Source organism: Bordetella parapertussis (genome assembly GCF_020735925.1).
In the GTDB taxonomy this organism is placed as follows: domain Bacteria; phylum Pseudomonadota; class Gammaproteobacteria; order Burkholderiales; family Burkholderiaceae_B; genus Bordetella; species Bordetella pertussis.
Map to the genome: position 1 here is coordinate 794,667 of NZ_CP085971.1, position 18,910 is coordinate 813,576.

Annotated in this window: 25 protein-coding genes and 1 pseudogene; 16 read left to right on the forward strand and 10 right to left on the reverse strand. The window is 69.5% G+C overall.

Annotated elements, in window-relative coordinates:
* Window positions 1–142 precede the first annotated feature (142 nt).
* Genes LK409_RS03765 through LK409_RS03780 form a run of 4 tightly spaced genes read left to right on the forward strand, consistent with a single transcriptional unit; the run spans window position 143 to window position 2,501 of the window.
* Entirely contained in the window at window positions 143–1,081 is a 939-nt protein-coding gene (locus LK409_RS03765; protein WP_010927891.1) for a DnaJ C-terminal domain-containing protein, read from the forward strand.
* 2 nt (window positions 1,082–1,083) lie between these two features.
* A complete protein-coding gene (locus LK409_RS03770) occupies window positions 1,084–1,401 on the forward strand; it encodes a chaperone modulator CbpM (protein WP_003809467.1) in 318 nt (105 codons plus the stop codon).
* Window positions 1,402–1,446: 45 nt separating this feature from the next.
* Window positions 1,447–2,160 (forward strand): AzlC family ABC transporter permease, encoded by a 714-nt coding sequence (locus LK409_RS03775; protein ID WP_010926147.1) that lies wholly within the window; start codon window positions 1,447–1,449, stop codon window positions 2,158–2,160.
* Complete coding sequence (locus LK409_RS03780; RefSeq protein ID WP_003809472.1) at window positions 2,157–2,501, forward strand: AzlD domain-containing protein; 345 nt, start codon at window positions 2,157–2,159, stop codon at window positions 2,499–2,501. The genes LK409_RS03775 and LK409_RS03780 overlap by 4 nt, the downstream gene beginning before the upstream one ends.
* A gap of 20 nt (window positions 2,502–2,521) precedes the next feature.
* Here LK409_RS03780 and LK409_RS03785 read toward each other — a convergent pair whose 3' ends face one another.
* Window positions 2,522–3,997: an inorganic phosphate transporter gene (locus LK409_RS03785; RefSeq protein WP_003809474.1), complete on the reverse strand. Its 1,476-nt coding sequence runs from the start codon at window positions 3,995–3,997 to the stop codon at window positions 2,522–2,524.
* Between the two features lie 184 nt (window positions 3,998–4,181).
* Between LK409_RS03785 and mog the strand changes: the two genes are divergently transcribed.
* Genes mog through LK409_RS03800 form a run of 3 tightly spaced genes read left to right on the forward strand, consistent with a single transcriptional unit; the run spans window position 4,182 to window position 6,078 of the window.
* The gene (gene mog / locus LK409_RS03790) at window positions 4,182–4,832 is read left to right on the forward strand and encodes a molybdopterin adenylyltransferase (protein ID WP_010926148.1); all 651 of its coding nucleotides are present in this window, start codon (window positions 4,182–4,184) and stop codon (window positions 4,830–4,832) included.
* A 53-nt stretch (window positions 4,833–4,885) separates the two neighbouring features.
* Window positions 4,886–5,221 carry a hypothetical protein gene (locus LK409_RS03795; RefSeq protein WP_003809479.1) on the forward strand — a complete coding sequence of 112 codons (336 nt, stop codon included), beginning with the start codon at window positions 4,886–4,888 and terminating at the stop codon, window positions 5,219–5,221.
* On the forward strand, window positions 5,218–6,078 hold the full coding sequence (locus tag LK409_RS03800; protein ID WP_003809481.1) for a M23 family metallopeptidase: 861 nt from the start codon (window positions 5,218–5,220) through the stop codon (window positions 6,076–6,078). The genes LK409_RS03795 and LK409_RS03800 overlap by 4 nt, the downstream gene beginning before the upstream one ends.
* A 16-nt stretch (window positions 6,079–6,094) precedes the next feature.
* On the opposite strand, the gene LK409_RS03805 is transcribed toward LK409_RS03800, so the two are convergent.
* The 8 genes from LK409_RS03805 to LK409_RS03840 all read right to left on the reverse strand — a co-directional run bounded on the left by LK409_RS03805 (window position 6,095) and on the right by LK409_RS03840 (window position 12,259).
* Complete coding sequence (locus tag LK409_RS03805; protein ID WP_003809483.1) at window positions 6,095–6,376, reverse strand: hypothetical protein; 282 nt, start codon at window positions 6,374–6,376, stop codon at window positions 6,095–6,097.
* Between the two features lie 73 nt (window positions 6,377–6,449).
* Window positions 6,450–6,713, reverse strand: a complete 264-nt coding sequence (gene infA / locus LK409_RS03810) for a translation initiation factor IF-1 (protein WP_003809486.1) — start codon at window positions 6,711–6,713, stop codon at window positions 6,450–6,452.
* 362 nt (window positions 6,714–7,075) lie between these two features.
* A complete protein-coding gene (locus LK409_RS03815) occupies window positions 7,076–7,480 on the reverse strand; it encodes a GFA family protein (RefSeq protein WP_003809487.1) in 405 nt (134 codons plus the stop codon).
* Between the two features lie 73 nt (window positions 7,481–7,553).
* On the reverse strand, window positions 7,554–8,753 hold the full coding sequence (locus LK409_RS03820) for an NAD-dependent formate dehydrogenase (RefSeq protein WP_003809490.1): 1,200 nt from the start codon (window positions 8,751–8,753) through the stop codon (window positions 7,554–7,556).
* 33 nt (window positions 8,754–8,786) lie between these two features.
* Window positions 8,787–9,113 (reverse strand): FmdB family zinc ribbon protein, encoded by a 327-nt coding sequence (locus LK409_RS03825; protein ID WP_003809492.1) that lies wholly within the window; start codon window positions 9,111–9,113, stop codon window positions 8,787–8,789.
* 22 nt (window positions 9,114–9,135) lie between these two features.
* Window positions 9,136–9,651 carry an AmiS/UreI family transporter gene (locus tag LK409_RS03830; RefSeq protein ID WP_010927895.1) on the reverse strand — a complete coding sequence of 172 codons (516 nt, stop codon included), beginning with the start codon at window positions 9,649–9,651 and terminating at the stop codon, window positions 9,136–9,138.
* 58 nt (window positions 9,652–9,709) lie between these two features.
* Entirely contained in the window at window positions 9,710–10,951 is a 1,242-nt protein-coding gene (gene fmdA / locus LK409_RS03835) for a formamidase (protein WP_010927896.1), read from the reverse strand.
* A gap of 177 nt (window positions 10,952–11,128) precedes the next feature.
* Window positions 11,129–12,259: a helix-turn-helix transcriptional regulator gene (locus tag LK409_RS03840; RefSeq protein ID WP_010927897.1), complete on the reverse strand. Its 1,131-nt coding sequence runs from the start codon at window positions 12,257–12,259 to the stop codon at window positions 11,129–11,131.
* 234 nt (window positions 12,260–12,493) lie between these two features.
* Here LK409_RS03840 and LK409_RS03845 point away from each other — a divergent pair, with 234 nt between their 5' ends.
* Window positions 12,494–13,036, forward strand: a complete 543-nt coding sequence (locus LK409_RS03845; protein WP_010926149.1) for an MOSC domain-containing protein — start codon at window positions 12,494–12,496, stop codon at window positions 13,034–13,036.
* A 175-nt stretch (window positions 13,037–13,211) separates the two neighbouring features.
* The gene (fba, locus tag LK409_RS03850; RefSeq protein ID WP_010927898.1) at window positions 13,212–14,276 is read left to right on the forward strand and encodes a class II fructose-bisphosphate aldolase; all 1,065 of its coding nucleotides are present in this window, start codon (window positions 13,212–13,214) and stop codon (window positions 14,274–14,276) included.
* Between the two features lie 85 nt (window positions 14,277–14,361).
* Here the strand turns inward: fba and LK409_RS03855 are convergent, their stop codons facing one another.
* Complete coding sequence (locus LK409_RS03855) at window positions 14,362–14,775, reverse strand: GFA family protein (RefSeq protein ID WP_010927899.1); 414 nt, start codon at window positions 14,773–14,775, stop codon at window positions 14,362–14,364.
* 225 nt (window positions 14,776–15,000) lie between these two features.
* Between LK409_RS03855 and LK409_RS03860 the strand changes: the two genes are divergently transcribed.
* The 7 genes and pseudogenes from LK409_RS03860 (at window position 15,001) to LK409_RS03890 (ending at window position 18,907) form a co-directional block, all read left to right on the forward strand.
* A complete protein-coding gene (locus LK409_RS03860; RefSeq protein WP_003809513.1) occupies window positions 15,001–15,882 on the forward strand; it encodes a phosphoribosylaminoimidazolesuccinocarboxamide synthase in 882 nt (293 codons plus the stop codon).
* Complete coding sequence (locus LK409_RS22655; protein ID WP_033451334.1) at window positions 15,879–16,127, forward strand: type II toxin-antitoxin system MqsR family toxin; 249 nt, start codon at window positions 15,879–15,881, stop codon at window positions 16,125–16,127. Before LK409_RS03860 ends, LK409_RS22655 begins: the two co-directional genes overlap by 4 nt.
* Window positions 16,124–16,308 (forward strand): annotated as a pseudogene (locus LK409_RS03870) (type II toxin-antitoxin system MqsA family antitoxin). Before LK409_RS22655 ends, LK409_RS03870 begins: the two are co-directional and overlap by 4 nt.
* A gap of 19 nt (window positions 16,309–16,327) precedes the next feature.
* Window positions 16,328–16,564 carry a DUF5993 family protein gene (locus LK409_RS03875; RefSeq protein WP_003809519.1) on the forward strand — a complete coding sequence of 79 codons (237 nt, stop codon included), beginning with the start codon at window positions 16,328–16,330 and terminating at the stop codon, window positions 16,562–16,564.
* Window positions 16,565–16,571: 7 nt separating this feature from the next.
* Complete coding sequence (locus LK409_RS03880) at window positions 16,572–17,051, forward strand: disulfide bond formation protein B (protein WP_003809523.1); 480 nt, start codon at window positions 16,572–16,574, stop codon at window positions 17,049–17,051.
* A 147-nt stretch (window positions 17,052–17,198) separates the two neighbouring features.
* Window positions 17,199–17,714, forward strand: coding sequence for a 5-(carboxyamino)imidazole ribonucleotide mutase (purE, locus tag LK409_RS03885; protein ID WP_033454360.1), 516 nt, complete (start codon window positions 17,199–17,201; stop codon window positions 17,712–17,714).
* 2 nt (window positions 17,715–17,716) lie between these two features.
* A complete protein-coding gene (locus LK409_RS03890) occupies window positions 17,717–18,907 on the forward strand; it encodes a 5-(carboxyamino)imidazole ribonucleotide synthase (protein ID WP_003809527.1) in 1,191 nt (396 codons plus the stop codon).
* Window positions 18,908–18,910 lie beyond the last annotated feature (3 nt).

Below are 18,910 nucleotides of genomic sequence, written 5' to 3' on the forward strand. Positions count from 1 at the left end.
AGCGCGCAAACGATCATTATGCCGCGCCCATCCGGGGCCTTTGCGCCGGCGCATTGAAAAAACGGGTGCCAGCGCCTATCTTTAACCTATTCGACCGGCCGCGACGCGTACCCGGCCGCCCCATCCCCTACGAGGCCGGAATATGGAGTTCAAGGACTACTACAAGATTCTCGGCGTACAGAGCGACGCCCCCGAAGACGAGATCCGGCGCGCCTATCGCAAGCTGGCGCGCAAATACCATCCTGACGTCAGCAAGGAAAGCGACGCGGAAACGCGCATGCGCGACGTCAACGAAGCCTACGACGTGCTGGGCAACCAGGAAAAGCGGCAGGCCTACGACAACCTGGCCGCCGGCGTGGCGCTCGACGGCGGATTCCAGCCGCCGCCAGGCTGGGACCAGGGCTTCGAGTTCCACTACGCGCGCGATGGCGAGGGCGACCAGCAGTTCAGCGATTTCTTCTCGTCGCTGTTCGGCGGCCAGGCGCGCCGCCGCGCCGCGCAGCAGGATTTCCGCGCGCGCGGCGAAGACCACCACGCCGCCATCGAGGTCGATCTCGAAGACGCGCTGCGCGGCGCCACGCGCGACATCAGCCTGCGTTCCATGCAGCCCGACGAGCACGGCCAGCCGCAGGTGCGCACGCGCACGCTGAGCGTGCGCATCCCGGCCGGCGTGCGCGAGGGCCAGTACATCCGCCTGGCCGGGCAGGGCATGCCCGGCTACGGCGGCGCCGAGAACGGCGACCTGTACCTGGAGGTGCGCTTCAAGCCGCATCCGCGCTACCGCGCCGAGGGCCGCGATCTCTACATGAACCTGCCGGTGGCGCCCTGGGAGGCGGCGCTGGGCGCGCAGGTCGAGGCCCCCACGCCGGGCGGCGCGGTCGAGGTCGCGGTGCCGCCCGGCTCGCGCAATGGCCGCAAGCTGCGGCTGCGCGGCCGCGGCATTCCGGGCGACCCGCCCGGCGATCTGTACCTGGTGCTGGACCTGGTGCTGCCGCCGGCCGATTCCGAGGCCGCGCGCGAGGCGTACCGCAAGATGGCGCAAGACCTGGCGTTCGATCCGCGCCGCAATTTGGGAGTCTGAACATGAGCAAAATCGTGGTGACCCAGGCGACCGTGATCGGCAAGACGCGCGCATTGAGCGCCGAGGAACTGGCCCATGCCTGCGACGCGGAAGTCGAGTGGGTGGCGCGCCTGGTCGAGGTGGGCATCGTGCCGGCGCGTGGCCGCCAGCCTGCCGAATGGCGCTTCTACAGCCTGGACCTGCGGCGCGCCCGCGAGGCGCGCCGCCTGGAGCGCGACATGGGTGCCGGGCTGGATGCCGCCGCGCTGATCCTCGACCTGTGCCAGGAAGTGCGCCAGTTGAAGGCGCGGCTGCGCGCGCTGGGCGAGCCGCCGGCATAGGCCTGCGTACAATCGTCAATCCGTCACTCTCTTGCTACCCATGCCATGCGCAGCAAGCCCATTGACGCGCCCGGCCCGCCGGGCGCGCCCGTTTCCGCCGGCCTGAAGGCCTGCGTCCCCGTCATGATCGGCTACTTCCCGGTGGCCGTGGCCTTCGGCATCGCGGGGCTGGCCGCCGGCCTGCAGCCCTTGCAGGTCATCCTGATTTCGGTGTTCGTCTACGCGGGCGCCAGCCAGTTCCTGCTGCTGGCCTCGATCAAGGCCGGCACGCCCTGGCTGTGGGTCGTGGCGCTGTGCTCGCTGCTCAATGCGCGCCACCTGCTGTACGGCCCCTTGCTGGCGCGTTTCCTGCCCGAGTCCCTGCGCGAGCGGCTGAGGATCGCCTTCCTGCTGACCGACGAGGTGTTCGCCACGGCCTTCAACCGCATCGGCGCGGTCGAACCGGCCAGCCGCGGGCGCTGGATCACAGCGCTGGGCCTGGGCGCCTGGGCGACCTGGATCGCCGGCACCGCGGTCGGCGTCTATGCGGGCGAAGGGCTGGAGCGCCATTACCCGGTGCTGTCGCAGGTCATGCGTTTTGCGCTGCCGGCGCTATTCCTGGCGCTGGTGTGCCAGAGCATGCAGCCCGGCATGCGGCGGCCGGTGCTGGCCGCGCTGGCGGTGGGCGGCGCGCTGGCGGCGGTCGGCCAGACCACGCTGGCCATCCTGGCCGGGGCCGCCGCGGGCTGCCTGTGCCATCGTCCGGAGCGGCGCGCATGACGGGCGAGAGCATCGGTTTCTGGGCGGCGGTGGCCGCCATGGCGGTGATCACTTATCTCACGCGCGCGCTGCCGTTCATGCTGTCGACGCGCAGCCGCCTGTTGCGGCGCCTGTCGGAAGAGGGTTCGGCGCTCGCGGCGCTGGGGCCGTCGCTGCTGGCCGGCATCGCCGCGGCGGTGATCGTGCCCGACCTGGTCGGCGCGCAGGCCGTGGACGGGCGCGGCGCCTACATAGGCGGCCTGGTGGTCACCGCCGTGGCCGCCCGGCTGGTGGGCAACAGCGGCGCGGCGGTGATCCTGGGACTGGCCGGTTACGGCCTGCTGCTGGCGCTGGGCCTGTAGGCGGCCCGGGCGCGCGCCGCCTACGCGGCGAGCAGCGTGCCCACCCAGAACAGGCCGGCCGACAGCAGCATCGAGGCCGGCAGCGTCAGCACCCAGGCCATCAGGATGGTGCGCACGGTGCCGCCCTGCAGGCCGCTGTTGTTGGCGACCATGGTGCCGGCCACGCCGGACGACAGCACGTGGGTGGTCGAGACCGGCAGGCTGAACACATTGGCCAGGCCGATGGCGCCGACCGCGGTGACCTGGGCCGCCATGCCCTGGGCGTAGGTCATGCCCTGCTTGCCGATTTTCTCGCCCACGGTCAGCACCACGCGGCGCCAGCCCACCATGGTGCCGATGCCCAGCGCCAGCGCCACCGCCACGATGACCCACAGCGGCGCGTATTCGGTGGTGGCGGTGAGATCGCCGCGCAATCGCTGCAGGTCGGCGCGCTCGCGCGCCGGCAGGCCTTCCAGCCGCGCGACCTTCTTGGCCGTGTCGTCCAGGCACAGCAGGTAGCGCCGCACATCGATGCGCTTGTCGGCCGAGAGGTCGGCGTAGTTGGTCACGCCGCGCAGGTCGTCCTGCAGGGCGGCGATGGTGGGCATGGTCAGCTTGGGATCGCAGCGGAACGTCTTGGGCAGGTCGGCGCCGTTGCCGCCGCGCGACAGGGCCAGGAACTCGCCCAGCGTGGCTTCGTTGCGGTGGTAGAACGCGCTCAGGTGGCTGGCGGCATCGCGGGTGCGGTCGATCTGGTAGGTGGTGCTGTTGACGTCGAGCACGAACTTGGCGGGCACGATGCCGATCAACACCAGCATGATCAGCCCGATGCCTTTCTGGCCGTCGTTGGAGCCGTGCACGAAGCTGACGCCCATGGCCGACAGGACCAGCACCAGGCGGTTCCAGAAGGGCGGGTGCTTCTTGGCGTCGATGGCGCGGCGCTGCTCGGGCGTCTTGTGCATTTTCGACAGCGGCAGCCAGCGCTTGAGCAGCAGCAGGATGCCGCCGGCCACCATGAAGCCGGCCACCGGCGAGACCACCAGCGACAGGCCGATATCGATCGCCTTGCCCCAGTTCACGCCTTCGGCCAGCGAGATGTCGGTCAGCAGGGCATTGGCCATGCCCACGCCCAGGATGGAGCCGATCAGGGTGTGCGAGCTGGAGGCCGGGATGCCGAAATACCAGGTGCCCAGGTTCCAGGCGATGGCCGCCGACAGCATGGCGAAGACCATGGCCAGGCCGCGCCCGGTATCGACGTTGATCAGCAGTTCGACCGGCAGCAGGTGCACGATGGCGTAGGCCACGCCCACCCCGCCCAGCAGCACGCCGAGGAAGTTGAAGATGCCGGAGAGAATGACGGCCAGGTGCGGCGGCATGGCCTTGGTGTAGATGACCGTGGCCACCGCGTTGGCGGTGTCGTGAAAGCCATTGATGAATTCGAAGGCGAGAACGAATGTCAACGCCAGGACGAGGCTGAGACCTACCCAGAGGTCTAGGCCGGAGAAAAGGTGGAGCATGGGAGCCAGGAGAGGGGTGTCGTGTGGCGGAATTATTGCAGATTTGTGACCCGCCCCGGGCGCGCCGCGCGGCGCGTTAGAATGCCGCGAGAGATCCTCCGGCGCGGCCGTCCCGGGGCCGGCCTGCGGCGGCCCGGCCCGCGCGGCCCGTTCCGTTCCCCCGCCGCCGCCCGCGATGCCCGCCATGTCCACGCCTACCTCCCCTTCGGCCCCGCTTGTCCGCCGCCATCCCGACGAACTGCTCATCGGCCTGGTGTCGATTTCCGATCGCGCTTCCACCGGTGTCTACCAGGACCAGGGCCTGCCGTCGCTGCGCGACTGGCTGGGCACGGCCCTGACTTCGCCCTGGCAGGCCGTCGAGCGCCTGATCCCCGACGAACCCGCCGCCATTTCGGCCGCGCTGGTCGACCTGGTGGACGGCTGCGGCTGCGACCTGGTGCTGACCACCGGCGGCACCGGCCCGGCGCGGCGCGACTGCACGCCGGAAGCGACCCTGGCCGTGGCCACCAAGGAGATGCCCGGGTTCGGCGAGCAGATGCGCCAGATCAGCCTGCGCTTCGTGCCCACCGCCATCCTGTCGCGCCAGGTGGCGGTGATCCGCGAGACGGCCGGTCATGCCGCGCTGATCATCAATCTGCCCGGCCAGCCCAAGGCGATCCGCGAAACGCTGGAAGGCTTGAAGGACGCCGACGGCGCCGTGCTGGCGGCGGGCGTGTTCGCCGCCGTGCCCTATTGCATCGACCTGATCGGCGGGCCGTACGCCGAAACCGATCCGGCCGTGATCAAGGCGTTCCGGCCCAAGTCGGCGCTGCGCCAGCCCGCCGCCCGGCAATGAGGCGTGCGCTATAGTGGGCGCGCCGTTTTTCAGATTTTCAGGAAGAAGCCTCGATGAAAGCCCGTTTTGCACTGCTGGCCCTGGGCCTGGCGCTGGCCGGTTGCGCCAATGTGAAGGATATCCGTGACCGCGAGCCGGCCTTCTACGGCTCGCCCCAGCGTTCCGCCCAGGAGTACGCGGCCTGCGTCAGCGCGGCCTGGAAGGGGCTGGGCGTGCCGGTCGAGCAGCGCGAGATCCGCAACGGCTATGAGCTGGTGTCGCGCGGCAGCCTGGGCGTGGATGCGGTGCTGACCACCACCACCTGGCAGGGCAAGACCGACGCAAGCCTGTCGACCCGCCTGCCGCAAAGCGGCCAGCAGCTGGTCGACGCCGCCAACCTGTGCCTGTGAGCGCGGCCGCCCGCCTGTGGCGCGGCGCCTGGCTGGCGCTGGCCCTGCTGGCCGCCCAGGGCGCGCAGGCACAGGGCTACATCAGCCGCAAGCTGAGCGCGCCGGTGCCCGGCGGGGTGGCCGTGGTGGACCTGGGGCAGGCCGCCCAGGCGCCGGAGGTCACGTACCGCGGCCGTCCCGTCATGGTGCTGCGCGAAGCCGACGGCCCGTGGATCGCCGTGGTCGGCATTCCGCTGGCGGCCAGGCCCGGCAGCGAGGCGATCTCGGTGCGCAGCCCCGGCGGCGCGGCCCGCAGCATCGCGTTCGACATCGGCGCCAAGACGTACACGGCCCAGCACATCAAGCTGAAGAACCAGCGCCAGGTCACGCCCAATCCGGACGACCTCAAGCGCATCGAGCGCGAGCTGGCCGAGCAGACGCAGGCCTATCGCATCTTCCGGGCCGGCGTCACGCCCAGCAACGTGCTGCTGGACCGGCCGGTGCCGGGCCGGCTGTCCAGCCCGTTCGGCCTGCGGCGCTTTTTCAACGGCCAGGAGCGCAACCCGCATTCTGGGCTGGATTTCGCCGCCGCCGCGGGCACGCCGATCAAGGCGCCGGCGGCCGGGCGCGTCGTGCTGGTGGGCGATTACTTCTTCAACGGCAAGACGGTGTTCGTCGACCACGGGCAGGGCTTCATCAGCATGTTCTGCCACATGTCGGAGATCGACGTGAAGGTGGGCGACGAGGTGCCGCGCGGCGGGGTGGTGGGCAAGGTGGGCGCCACCGGGCGCGCCACGGGGCCGCATCTGCACTGGAACATCAGCCTGAACGACGCGCGCGTCGATCCGGCCATCTTCATCGGGGCGTTCAAGCCCTAGGCGCGGGCAGGGCCGCTCAGGCGGTCTGCTCCAGCTCGGCCAGCAACTGGCGGTGCAGGCGTTCGGCGTATTGCAGTTCGTGGATGGCCTGCTGGTGCAATTGCTGCTGCTCGTCCAGGCAGTTGTCGTACTTGACCTGGGCCTGGGCGTAGGTGAGGCCGGTGTTGCGCAGGCTGTTGATGAACGCCTCGCGCGAGCGGCGCAGCAGGCGCAGGCCGTCCTCGCCGAGGCCGAACGCGCGCCGGGCGCTGTTCAGCCGGTCGGCGGCTTCTCGCAGGGTTTCATGCTTGTCCGTCATGGCGCCATTTTTTCATGTCTGGCGCTTCGCTGCACGACGGCAGGCGGGCCGGTATGCAACGGCCCGAGGGAAATCAGCGGCGGTGCTGCGGCGGACGGCTGGGCGGGCCCGAGCGCTCGTCCTTGTGGCGGAAGTTGATACGGCCCTTGGTCAGGTCGTAGGGGGACATTTCCAGCGTCACGCGGTCGCCGGCCAGGATGCGGATGCGGTGCTTGCGCATGCGGCCCGACGCGTAGGCGCCGACTTCGATGCCGTTGTCCAGCTTGACGCGATAGCGGCTGTCGGGCAGCACTTCGTCCACGATGCCATTCAGTTCGATCAGTTCTTCTTTCGCCATCAGGTACTCCTCGTCAAAGGCGGGCGCCGGGGGGCGCCATATGCGTAAGGCCCCCGCGCGGGCGGCGCAGGCCGGTCCGACTGGCACGGGTACGGGCCACGAGAAGCCCCGGCAGGGGCACGATAGGCAGGTATTCACGCCGCTAGGGCTGTGTGCGCTCGGGGGCGCGGCTTGGTCGCAGCGATACGGGTGTCGCCGGAAGAAGCGGACGGGCGACGCCCCTGTCGGGAGGACAGGCTGGGCACCCAGGAAAGCCGGCGAAAACGATCTGCGCCAAGGCAAATCCGACGGCTTTTGCGGAAAAATCAATCACTTATTGTAGCGCGGTTGTCAAATAATGACCAGCCCCCGCGCAGCGTTATTCAGTGCCCGGGGCGGCCCTCGGGATGCCGCGGGAGGTCATCGGTGATGTCGTGCCACGGCGCCTTGTGGGCGACGTAGACGTGGCAGGCCGCCTTGACGCCGGGGTCGTCGTCCAGCGCGCCCAGGGGCAGCGCGTAGACATCGGGCGTCTGGTCGAAGCGGCTGAGCAGCGGGGTGCCGCAGGCGCTGCAGAAACCGCGGTAGCTGCCCGGCGAGGAACTGTACCAGGTGATGTCGCCTTCGCCACGGACAAAGGCGAAATGCTCGGCCCGCACCGTGGCACGCGTGCGGAACGCGGCGCCATGGGCCTTGCGGCACATGGCGCAATGGCAATTGACCACATCGGCCAGCGGGCCGTCGACGGTGTAGGCCACCCGGCCGCACAGGCAGGAACCGTTGAGCATGATCGCAGTCTCGGAAAGACGGATATTCCCAATATACCCGTTGCCCGGCGGTCCGGCGCGGCGTCCGATGGGGTTATGGATGGAACCGGGCGGCGTCCTCGGAGCCGGCGGTGGTGTCGCCCGGCGTGTAGGCATGCGCGCCCGCGCCGGCCAGCCGGCCCTGGTCGACGATCAGGTATTCGGTGCGGATCGCCCGGCCGTCCAGCCAGCATTCGAGAATTTCGCGGGTGCCGGCGGCGTAGCGGGCCTGCGCCGGCAGCGAGCTGCCCGAGATATGCGGGGTCATGCCATGGTGCGGCATGCTGCGCCAGGGATGGTCACGAGGGGCCGGTTGCGGGAACCACACGTCGCCCGCGTAGCCGGCCAACTGGCCGCTGGCCAGGGCCTGGACCACCGCGTCGCGATCGCAGATCTTGCCGCGCGCGGTGTTGATGAGATAGGCGCCGCGCTTCATGCGCGCCAGCATGGCGGCGTCGAACAGGTGCTCGGTGCCCGGGTGCAGCGGGCAATGCAGGGAGATCACGTCGCACGCGCCGGCCAGCGCGGCCGCGTCGGGATGGTACCGGGCGCCCAGTTCCTGTTCGGTGGCGGCCGGCAACCGGTGCTGGTCGGTGTAGTGCAGCCCCACGTCGAATGGCTTGAGCCGCCGCAGCACCGCGCTGCCGATGCGGCCCGCGCCCACCACGCCCACCTGCATGCCTTCCAGGTCATACGAGCGCGCCACGCAATCGGCGATGTTCCAGCCGCCGTCGAGCACGCATTGGTACGAGGGCAGGTAATTGCGCACCAGCGCCAGGACCATCATCACCACATGCTCGGAGACGCTGATGCTGTTGCTGTAGGTCACCTCGGCGACGGTCAGGCCATGTTGCGCGGCGGCCTGCAGGTCGACGTGGTCCGAGCCTATGCCGGCCGTGATGGCCAGCTTCAGGCGCGGGGCCTTGGCGATGCGCGCCGCGGTCAGGTAGGCTGGCCAGAACGGCTGCGAGATCACCACGTCGGCGTCGGGCAGTTCGCGCTCGAACACGCTGCCCGGGCCGTCCTTGTCCGCAGTCACCACCAGGGTGTGGCCGCGCGCCTGCAGGAAAGGGCGCAGGCCCAGTTCGCCCGACACGCAGCCCAGTAGATGGCCCGGCGTGAAGTCGAGCGCCAACGGCGTGGGCAGCGTGGCGCCGCCGGGGTAGCGCGCGATTGCCGGCAGGCTGTCGCGCGCATAGGTGGCCGGCATGCCGCCGACCGGGTCGTCGTACAGGACGCAAAGTATCTTGGCCATGTTTGCTGCTCCAGGCCGCGGCGCGGGCGGCGTTCAGTGATGGCCGACCATGGACCGGTGCGGCGAGACCACCCACGGACCCGGGCCCAGCCCGGCCGGCACCGGCGCGTGGCCATGCCCGTGTCCGTGGTCGTGCCCTGGCGCCGGGCGGCTGGCCACCGTCGGCTCGTGCGCGCTTTTCTCGTTGCGCGCATGCGCCTGGCGCACGGCCGGATTCATGTCGGCCAGGAACGGCGCGGTGACCGCCTTGGGTGCGTGCTCGCCGCATTGCGGGCAGGCCAGCGGCCCGCCGGCCTCGCGCAGGGCGCGCCAGGCGCGAAACGGGCCGCATTGCGGGCATGCGTAGTCGTACAGGGGCATGGCGGATCTCCTCGATAGGGTGTCAGGCCAGCATGCCGTTGAGCAGCAGGAAGCCGGGAATCCATCCGGTCACGATGCCCTCGAGCACGGTCAGGATGCCGGTGGCGCGGGCAATGGGCCGCTTCTTGACCAGCAGCAGGAAGAACATGAACCACAGCACCGCCCAGGCCACCCAGTTCAGGCCCAGCCAGTATCCCCGCAGCGTGGTGGCGCCGGCCAGCGTCTGCAGCGCCACCGGTACGGCGGTGAGCGCCACGAACAGGCTGTACCAGCCCAGTCCGCGGCCGTCCGCGCCGTTGTAGCGGTTCAGCGCCACCCAGATATACGTGAAGGTGAACAGCAGCGTCAGCGCGGCGGCGCGTACCGACAGCGGCGTGGCGTCCTCGCCGAAGGCCAGGCGCAGCGACACCAGCAAGGTCAGGGCGCCCGAGAAAATGTTGATGATCCAGATCTCCTTGTCGCCGATCTTCTCGAGCAGCCACAGGCCGTTGAGGAACAGCACCGCGCCGACATACAGTAGTGTCAATCCGAGCAACATGAAGGGCTCCTTCGCGCGCGCCGCGGCAGGGCCGCGCGCGCGCCGTGCGTCATGCGCCTCAGCTGGTGACGGCGACCTTGGCCTTGCCCACCTTGGCCGACGGGCCTGCCGCGTTGGGCCGGATGTCGAAATCGAAGATCTCGGTCGGAATGGCCAGCGTGCAGCATGCGTTGGGGATGTCGACGATGCCGCTGATGCGGCCTTCGACCGGGGCCGTGCCCAGGATGATGTAGGCCTGCTCGCCGGTGTAGCCGAACTTCTTCAGGTATTCGATGGCGTTCAGGCAGGCGCGCCGGTACGCCACGTGGGCGTCCAGGTAGTACTGCTCGCCGGTATGCTCGTCGACCGAGATGCCCTCGAACACGAGGTATTCGGTGAAGTGCGGCTCGATCGGGCTGGGCTTGAATATCGGGTTGACGATGCCGTACTTGTTGATGCCGTCCTTGATCAGGTCGACCCGTATATCGAGAAAGCCCGCCATTTCGATGGCGCCGCAGAACGTGATCTCGCCGTCGCCTTGCGACCAGTGGATGTCGCCCATCGACAGGCCGCCGCCCTTGACGTACACCGGGAAGTACACGCGCGATCCGCGCGACAGGTTCTTGATGTCGCAGTTGCCGCCGTGTTCGCGCGGCGGCACCGTGCGCCACGCCTCGGCGCCGGCCTTGCGGGCGGCCTCGCCGTTCATCTGGCCCATCAGCGCGGTGTCGGCATAGGGCGGCGCCAGCAGCGGCGGCACGCGGTTCGGGTCGGTCGCCAGCAGCGCCGCTTCGCGCTTGTTGGCGCGCTCCAGCAACGCCCGGTCGGGCAGGCAGCCGATCAGCCCCGGATGGATGATGCCCGGCCAGCGCACGTTGGGCACGTGGCGCGAGGTGGTGTAGATGCCATGGAAGTCCCAGCACGCCTTGCGCGCGTCGGGGAAGTGCTCGCACAGGAAGCCGCCGCCGTTCTCGCGCGCGAAAATGCCGGTAAAGCCCCAGGCCGACTCCGGCAGCGCGCCGACGTCCAGCAGGTCGACCACCAGCAGGTCGACCACCAGCAGGTCGCCCGGCTCGGCGCCCTTGACCCCGAACGGCCCGCTCAGGTAGTGCACGCGCGTGAGGTCGACGTCGCGTACGTCGTTGGCGCTGTCGTCGTTGCTGATCTGCCCGCCGGTCCAGTCGTAGCATTCGACGCGGAACTCGTCGCCCGGATTGAACCATTCGACCATGGGAATATCCGGGTGCCAGCGGTTGTGGGTCTTGGTCGCCTGGTCTTCCGGCGCCTTGTTGAATTCGACATGAAATGCGGTTTGTGCCATGGCCTTGTCTCCTGGTGGTCGCCCGCGGACGGGCGCGGCCGGCGCGTGCATCGTGGCCGGTTTCCTGCCATGTTAGGGACACGCCGGGCAGGGCACAGCCTTTGCGCGAGGGAATTACAGATCGCCTGAGCGAGGCAGCGGCGCTCCCCTGCCTGGGTGAGGCGCGTGTACCCGGTTTCAGTAGTCGGCGCGCTCGCGCAGGCTCATCAGCTCGGCCTGGCGGTGGGTGTTGGTCTTGCGGAAGATCTGCTTGAGATGGCTGCGCACGGTGTGTTCGGAGATGTGCAGCGAGCGCGCCACCCGCGCCGGGGTCATGCCTTGCAGGATCAGGGCGCTGACCTTTTCCTCGGCCGGACTGAGCGCGAAATGATCGGCGAACCGGCGCATGGCCTGGCGGGCGTCCTGGCCTGGATCGCTGATCAGCAGGCCGACCAGGGCGCCGGCCTGGCCGCCCTGGGCATTGGTGTCCGGGCCGAGCGCGCACAAGGTCAGCTGGATGGGGGCGGCGCCATCGGCCTCGTCCAGCGCCAGGCTGGCGCGGCCAGGCTTGCCGGCCTGCGCGGCCTCGGCCATACGGCGGATGCGGTCGCGTAGCGCCTTTTGCAGCGCGGCATCGCGGGTGGCCAGCCGGCCATCGACCAGCCGCAGTTGCGCCGGCAGGGCGTCCGCCGCGATTTCGCCGTGCAGCACGGCGCCATCGCGATCCAGCACCAGCACCGGCGGCAGGTAGGCCTGGACGATGCGCGCGAGCAGGCCGGCCAGCCGGACCTGCGCGGCGCAGCGCGTGCGCACCTCGAATACCGTCATCAGGTGCGGCATCAGCGTGCGCAGGCGCGCGCGGTCGGCGCTGTCGAACGGCATCTGCTCCTTGCGGCGATGCAGGACCAGATACCAGACATGGTTGCGCTGGCGCGCCAGCACCCCGCACAGGCGATGGAACAGGCCGTGCGGCCGCAGGATCTCGCGGTAGAAATCCGTCTGCAGGAAGTCCTCGGGCGCGATCAGTTCCGGGCTGTCCAGGATGCGCCCGGGCAGGTAGGGCGCCTTGGACAGGAACCAGGGGTTGATCGGGCGGCCCTGGTCGTAGATGGCCTGCAGCGGGCCATCGGCCGGCGCCTGGTAGAGAATGCGGCCGGCGCCGGCATCGAAATCGTAGTGGGCCAGGGCGGCGGCGCGCGTGGCGAAGCGGCGGCATAGCGCCGCCAGCACTTGCTGCCATTGCGTGTCATCGTTCAAGGTGCCGTAGAGCACGTGCAGCAGCCGGTCTTCGGTTTGCGCGGCGGCCGCGGCGGCTGGTTTGGCGTCCATCGCTGTCCTCGGCGGCAAGGTCGGGGGCATGGTTGCCTGGGCGCCTCGCCGGGCGGCGGGCGCGACGCGAAATAGTCGCAATATTGTGAGCGTGGGCGATTCCGCTGTCCCATTCATTTTCTCTATGCGGCGCCGCACAGCGGGGGGATGGTATCCGGCCCGGTCGGCCGCGCAAGCGGCTACCATGTGGGGGCGGCGCACCGGCCGTTGCGTTCATCCGTACGAGGGGGCCCCATGACAGCCATCGTGACCGCCGTGTGCAGCAGCCCCGGCCATACGTTCAGCAAGCCCGTGCGCGAGGCCATCACCCTGGTGGCCGGCCTGGGCGTGGCGGGCGACGCGCACCAGGGCGTGATGGTGCGGCACCGTTCCCGCGTGCGCGCCGATCCCGGCCAGCCCAATCTGCGGCAGGTGCACCTGATCCATGGCGAGCTGCACGACGCGCTGCAGCAGGCCGGTTTCAACGTCGCCGAGGGCACCCTGGGCGAGAACATCACCACGCGCGGCATCGACCTGCTGGACCTGCCGCGCGACAGCCTGTTGTACCTGGGCGGCCAGGCCATCGTGCGCATCACCGGCCTGCGCAATCCGTGCGCACAATTGGACCGCTACCAGCGCGGCCTGATGGCCGCCGTGCTGGAGCGCGACGCCGCCGGCGGGCTGGTGCGCAAGGCCGGCATCATGGCGGTGGTGGAGGCCGGCGGCGACGTACGCGCCGGCGACCCGATCGAAATCGTCCTGCCGCCGCCACCGCATTATCGGCTCGGCTGCGTCTAGGGCCCGCGGGAACGGGACCGGCGCCGCGTTGCGCGCTGATTGCGAAGGGATGTAACGGTCTTCCGGGGGAAGCCGGCGCAGGCGTTGCAAGACCTTTCTTTCAATCCCCCGTAAAATCATGTGGTTCAGCAGGCTTTAACCAATCCATCAATAAAGTACCTCAGGAGGTCTCCCCATGGCCCTAGTTTCCATGCGCCAATTGCTCGACCACGCCGCCGAGCACGGCTACGGCATTCCCGCTTTCAACGTCAACAACCTGGAGCAGGTCCAGGCCATCATGGAAGCCGCCGCCGAGACCGACAGCCCGGTGATCATGCAGGCCTCGGCCGGCGCCCGCAAATACGCCGGCGAAGGCTTCCTGAAATACCTCATCCAGGCCGCCGTCGAGTCGTACCCCCACATTCCGGTCGTCATGCACCAGGACCACGGCCAGTCGCCCGCGGTGTGCCAGGGCGCCATCGACCTGGGCTTTTCCAGCGTGATGATGGACGGCTCGCTGAAAGAAGACGGCAAGACCATTGCCGACTACGACTACAACGTCGACGTCACCAAGAAAGTGGTGGACATGGCCCACAAGCTGGGCGTGACGGTCGAAGGCGAACTGGGCTGCCTGGGCTCGCTGGAAACCATGCAGGGCGACAAGGAAGACGGCCACGGCGCCGACGGCAAGCTGACCATGGAACAGCTGCTGACCGACCCCGAGCAGGCCGCCGATTTCGTGCGCCGCACCCAGCTCGACGCGCTGGCCATCGCCATCGGCACCAGCCACGGCGCCTACAAGTTCACCCGCAAGCCCACCGGCGACATCCTGTCGATCGCGCGCATCAAGGAAATCCACGCCCGCCTGCCCAACACCCACCTGGTGATGCACGGCAGCTCCAGCGTGCCGCAGGACCTGCTGGCCGAGATCCGCGAATTCGGCGGCGACATGAAGGAAACCTACGGCGTGCCGGTCGAGGAAATCCAGGAAGCTATCAAGTTCGGCGTGCGCAAGATCAACATCGATACCGACATCCGCCTGGCCATGACCGGCGCGATCCGCTGCTTCTTCGCCGAGAACCCGAGCAAGTTCGATCCGCGCGAATACCTCAAGCCGGCCCGTGCCGCTGCCAAGGCGATCTGCGTGCAGCGCTACACGCAGTTCGGCACCGCCGGCAACGCCAGCAAGATCAAGCCGCTGCCGCTGGCCGACATGGCGCAGCAATACGCCGCCGGCAAGCTGGCCCAGGTTGTGCAGTAAGGCGGCGACCGGCGCGGCGCCCGGCGCCGCCCGCCCGCATGAAAAAACCGGACGCTCGCGCGTCCGGTTTTTTCATGGCCTCGCGCTATGACGGCGCATTGCCCGCGAAGTGCGGGTGGGCGGTGTCGATGGCGTGCCAGGGCGGCGCCGAGGCGGTCCAGACCGTGAGCTGGTTGGCAAAGCGCGCCGGTTCGTCCAGCGCGCCGGCCCGCACCACGGTGTAGCCGGCGTCTTCGGTATGGCCGAACAGCGGCGTGCCGCAGTCGGCGCAGAAGCTGCGCATGACCCGGCGTCCCGCCGCGCTGCGGTAATGGTACTCGCGCGGGGCGCCCCGTTCGAGGCGCAGCGCGCCGCCGCTCAGGTACTGGCATTCGCGGCAATGACAGGTGGCGGCGGCCAGCAGCGGGCCGGTGGCGCGGAAACGCACTGCCTGGCACAGGCAGCCGCCGGTATAGGTATGGATGTCGGCCGGCGTGCCGGCGGCGGGGGCAGGGCTCATGGGATCGGACTCTCCGTTTGGCAGGGATGCCCCGAGGCTACCTGTCCCGGCCGTTTGCGTCGAGGGCGGCCGGACAGGGCGGGGCCATTTGCAGTAACCTAACGCCTGCGCGTGCCGCGCCCGCGGCCCTGGCTGCCTCGCGAGCCGCCGCGGCACGCCCGTCATCGACGCTTCCTGCCCAGCCTCGCGCGGGCGGGAAGTTTTATTTTTGCCATAGGCCATCCCGTGACTTCCGCTTTGCATGAATCCAGCATCAAGTCCCTGCCGCTCCTGGGGCGCGGCAAGGTGCGCGATATGTACGCCGTGGGCGACGACAAGCTGCTGATCGTGGCGTCCGACCGCATTTCGGCGTTCGACGTCATCCTCGATGATCCCATCCCCGGCAAGGGCCAGGTGCTCACCGAGCTGACCGACTTCTGGCTGCGCAAGCTGGCCCATATCCTGCCCAACCACTCCACCGGCATCCAGCCCGAGGACGTGGTGGCGCCCGACGAGGTCGACCAGGTGCGCGGCCGCGCCGTGGTGGTCAAGCGCCTCAAGCCCATCCTGGTCGAGGCGGTGGCGCGCGGCTACCTGATCGGCTCGGGCTGGAAGGACTACCAGGCCAGCGGCTCGGTGTGCGGCATCGCGCTGCCCGCCGGCCTGCAGCAGGCCAGCCAATTGCCCGAGCCGATTTTCACGCCGGCGGCCAAGGCCGAGTTCGGGATGCACGACGAGAACGTCGACTTCGCCCATGTGGTCAAGGAAGTCGGCCAGGAAATGGCCGAGCGCATCCGCGACGTGACGCTGCGCCTGTACGGCGAGGCGGCGCGCTTTGCCGCCACCAAGGGCATCATCATTGCCGACACCAAGTTCGAATTCGGGCTGGACGACAACGGTACGCTGCACCTGATGGACGAAGTGCTCACGCCCGACTCGTCGCGCTTCTGGCCGGCCGACGGCTACCGGGTGGGCATCAGCCCGCCTTCGTTCGACAAGCAGTTCGTGCGCGACTGGCTGGAAACCCAGCCCTGGGACAAGACCCCGCCCGCGCCGCGCCTGCCGCGCGACGTGCTGGAAAAGACCGCCGCCAAGTACCGCGAAGCGCTCGACCGCCTGCTCGCCTGAGCCCTGCCGGCGCCGTCCAGGCCCGCCGCCCTTCGGGGCGCGCGGGCTTTTTTCATTGGAGGCGTGTGATCGACATCGTGCCGGCGCCGACACCGCGGGGGTTCCACAAAAGCATGACTACCCATGCCGACCATCGCATTTGGCAGGACGTCTATTGCCCAATGGCAGTGATGGGCGCCGTCTACCTGAAGCGGACGGTCTCCGGCGGCGTGCTGGTCGTGTCGTTCAAGTCGTTGCGACCATGAAGCGTCCCGGATGCGGGGCGGCCGCGCTGGCGCGCGATACCCGCGACGTGCCTTACAGCTACAAGGGCGAGGCCATGCTGGCTTTCGACCGCCTGGCCAACGCCCGCCGCTGGCGCTGGTGAAGCTGCTCAGGCTGCTGGATCGCCATCCGGAGCTGCTGGAGGAAGTCCGTGCGGATTGAGCCTTGCTACGGATTTATCATGAATTATTTCGTATTGTTACGTTATACTCGCCCTTCATCCCATAAAGGCAAACGCGAGGGGAGCGATGAAATGCTCATGATGTTGCCATTTCTGAGCGGAGCACTGGCCGTCTGGTTCGGCATCCTGGGCAAGCGGCGGCCCTGTTTCGCACTTTGGCTGGTGACGCTGGCGGTGTTCGCCGTGGGCGCGCATCGCTACATGACCGGCCCCGTGCCCTTGCCGCTGGCGCTCTGAGTCCGCCATGATCTTCCTGCGCAATCCCGGCCGCGGCTCCCGCATCGTCAATACCCTGGTCCTGCTGGCGGTCAGCCTGCTGCTGCTGTCGGCGCTGGCCTGGCAGTGGCTCGACGGGCAGGCGCCTTGTCCGCTGTGCCTGCTGCAGCGCGCGGCGCTGGTGCTGATCGGCGTCGGCCTGCTGCTGAACGTGCGCATGGGGCCGTCGCCGCTGCATTACGCCATGGTGCTGGCGCCCGCGCTGGGCGGGCTGGCGGCGGCGGGCTGGCAATTGCTGTCGCCGGAGGCCGGCGCGGCGGCGCCGCCCTGGCAGGGCTGGGCCTTCCTGCTGTTCGGCGCCATGCTGGTGTACTGCACCCTGATGCTGGCGGCCGACCGCAAGTGGGGCGACAACGCCCTGAAAAAGCCGGTGGCGCTGCCCGGCGCGCTGGTGATGGGCCTGTTCCTGGTGGCGGTGCTGGCCAACGCCGCCGGCACCGTCCTGTAGCGCGCGATCACGGTCCCGCGCGGCTGCGTGCGGCCGCCCGTGGGCGCGGGGATGGCCATGCCGGCAGGCGCCTGCCGCGGCACGGTAAAATAGCCGATTCGCGGCCGCCTGGCGGGCCGTCTTTCCATCCCTATCTACATACCGGTTATGACGAGCAACTCTAGCGCATCGGGCGCGCCCCTGGTGGGCGTGATCATGGGATCTTCCAGCGACTGGGAGGTCATGAAACACGCCGTGGCCATGCTGCAGGACTTCGGCGTGGCGCACGAGGCGCGCGTGATTTCGGCGCACCGCATGCCGCAGGACATGGCCGAGTATGGCGCGGCGGCGCGCGCGCGCGGCTTGCGCGCCATCATTGCCGGCGCCGGCGGCGCGGCCCACCTGCCTGGCATGATGGCCGCGCTGACCGAGGTGCCGGTATTCGGCGTGCCGGTTCCGTCCAGGTATCTGCGCGGCGAGGACTCGCTGCTTTCCATCGTGCAGATGCCCAAGGGCGTGCCGGTGGCCACCTTTGCCATCGGCGAGTCCGGCGCGGCCAACGCGGCGCTGCATGCCATCGCCACGCTGGCCACCACCGACGACGCCCTGCACGCCCGGCTGGTCGCGTTCCGCGCGCGGCAGACCGATGCGGCGCGCGCCATGAAAGTGCCTCCCGAAGCCTGACCATGACGCAATCCTCCACGTTCGATCCCATTGCTCCCGGCGACTGGCTGGGCCTGTTGGGCGGCGGCCAGCTGGGCCGCATGTTCTGTCATGCCGCCCAGAGCCTGGGCTACAAGGTCGCCGTGCTCGACCCGGCCGACGAGTGCCCGGCCGGCATGGTGGCCGATCTGCATATCCAGGCCGCCTACGACGACGCCGACGGCCTGGCGCGCCTGGCCGGCCGCTGCCGCGCGGTGACCACCGAATTCGAGAACGTGCCGGCCGACAGCCTGCGCGCGCTGGCGGCGCGCTGCCGTGTCAGCCCTGCGGCCGACGCGGTGGCCGTGGTGCAGGACCGCATCGCCGAGAAAACCTTCATCGCCGGCCAGGGCATCGAGGTCGCCCCGCACGCAGCGATCCGCGCCCGCGACGATCTGCTGGCCGCGCCCCAGGCGCTGTTTCCGGGCATCCTCAAGGTGGCGCGTCTGGGCTACGACGGCAAGGGCCAGGCGCGCATCGCCAGCCGCGAAGAGGCGCTGGCCGCGTTCGACGAGTTCGGCGGCGTCCCCTGTGTGCTGGAAGCGCTGCTGCCGCTGGAGTACGAAATATCGGTGGTGATCGCGCGCGGCTTCGACGGCGCCAGCATGGTCTTCCCGATCGCCCGCAACGTGCATCGCGACGGCATCCTGGCGGTGTCGTCCGTGACGCCGGGCTCGGCCGACGCCAGCCACGCGGCGCGCCAGGTCCAGGCCACGCAGGCGGCGCAGGCCATCGCGCAGGGCCTGGGCTACCACGGCGTGCTGTGCGTGGAGTTCTTCGTGCTGGGCGACGGCCGGCTGGTGGTCAACGAAATCGCGCCGCGGCCGCACAACAGCGGCCACTACACCATCGACGCCTGCGTCACCAGCCAGTTCGAGCAGCAGGCCCGCGTCATGGCCGGGCTGCCGTTGGGCAGCGCCGATCTGCTGGCGCCGGCCGTGATGCTCAATATCCTGGGCGACGCGTGGTTCGAGCCGGGCGCGCATGCGCCGCGCGAACCCGACTGGTCCGCCGCGCTGGCGGTGCCCAGCGCCAAGCTGCACCTGTACGGCAAGCGCGAGGCGCGCCGCGGCCGCAAGATGGGGCACGTGACCATCGTGGCCGCCACGCCCGAGCAGGCGCGCGACGACGCGGCGCGCGTGGCGCGCGCGCTGGGCATGGCCGCGCCGTTCTGACGC

Excerpts from the sequence above, each read along its gene's own strand:
- LK409_RS03820 (WP_003809490.1), bottom strand. The coding sequence starts at position 8,753 with ATGGCCAAGATACTTTGCGTCCTGTACGACGACCCGGTCGGCGGCATG.
- fba (WP_010927898.1), top strand. The coding sequence starts at position 13,212 with ATGGCCCTAGTTTCCATGCGCCAATTGCTCGACCACGCCGCCGAGCAC.
- LK409_RS03890 (WP_003809527.1), top strand. The coding sequence starts at position 17,717 with ATGACGCAATCCTCCACGTTCGATCCCATTGCTCCCGGCGACTGGCTG.
- LK409_RS03875 (WP_003809519.1), top strand. The coding sequence starts at position 16,328 with ATGAATTATTTCGTATTGTTACGTTATACTCGCCCTTCATCCCATAAA.
- LK409_RS03840 (WP_010927897.1), bottom strand. The coding sequence starts at position 12,259 with ATGGACGCCAAACCAGCCGCCGCGGCCGCCGCGCAAACCGAAGACCGG.
- LK409_RS03830 (WP_010927895.1), bottom strand. The coding sequence starts at position 9,651 with ATGTTGCTCGGATTGACACTACTGTATGTCGGCGCGGTGCTGTTCCTC.
- LK409_RS03845 (WP_010926149.1), top strand. The coding sequence starts at position 12,494 with ATGACAGCCATCGTGACCGCCGTGTGCAGCAGCCCCGGCCATACGTTC.
- LK409_RS03855 (WP_010927899.1), bottom strand. The coding sequence starts at position 14,775 with ATGAGCCCTGCCCCCGCCGCCGGCACGCCGGCCGACATCCATACCTAT.
- LK409_RS03805 (WP_003809483.1), bottom strand. The coding sequence starts at position 6,376 with ATGACGGACAAGCATGAAACCCTGCGAGAAGCCGCCGACCGGCTGAAC.
- fmdA (WP_010927896.1), bottom strand. The coding sequence starts at position 10,951 with ATGGCACAAACCGCATTTCATGTCGAATTCAACAAGGCGCCGGAAGAC.
- LK409_RS03785 (WP_003809474.1), bottom strand. The coding sequence starts at position 3,997 with ATGCTCCACCTTTTCTCCGGCCTAGACCTCTGGGTAGGTCTCAGCCTC.
- LK409_RS03825 (WP_003809492.1), bottom strand. The coding sequence starts at position 9,113 with ATGCCCCTGTACGACTACGCATGCCCGCAATGCGGCCCGTTTCGCGCC.
- LK409_RS03765 (WP_010927891.1), top strand. The coding sequence starts at position 143 with ATGGAGTTCAAGGACTACTACAAGATTCTCGGCGTACAGAGCGACGCC.
- LK409_RS03880 (WP_003809523.1), top strand. The coding sequence starts at position 16,572 with ATGATCTTCCTGCGCAATCCCGGCCGCGGCTCCCGCATCGTCAATACC.
- purE (WP_033454360.1), top strand. The coding sequence starts at position 17,199 with ATGACGAGCAACTCTAGCGCATCGGGCGCGCCCCTGGTGGGCGTGATC.
- LK409_RS03770 (WP_003809467.1), top strand. The coding sequence starts at position 1,084 with ATGAGCAAAATCGTGGTGACCCAGGCGACCGTGATCGGCAAGACGCGC.
- LK409_RS03795 (WP_003809479.1), top strand. The coding sequence starts at position 4,886 with ATGAAAGCCCGTTTTGCACTGCTGGCCCTGGGCCTGGCGCTGGCCGGT.
- LK409_RS03775 (WP_010926147.1), top strand. The coding sequence starts at position 1,447 with ATGCGCAGCAAGCCCATTGACGCGCCCGGCCCGCCGGGCGCGCCCGTT.
- mog (WP_010926148.1), top strand. The coding sequence starts at position 4,182 with ATGTCCACGCCTACCTCCCCTTCGGCCCCGCTTGTCCGCCGCCATCCC.
- infA (WP_003809486.1), bottom strand. The coding sequence starts at position 6,713 with ATGGCGAAAGAAGAACTGATCGAACTGAATGGCATCGTGGACGAAGTG.
- LK409_RS03815 (WP_003809487.1), bottom strand. The coding sequence starts at position 7,480 with ATGCTCAACGGTTCCTGCCTGTGCGGCCGGGTGGCCTACACCGTCGAC.
- LK409_RS03780 (WP_003809472.1), top strand. The coding sequence starts at position 2,157 with ATGACGGGCGAGAGCATCGGTTTCTGGGCGGCGGTGGCCGCCATGGCG.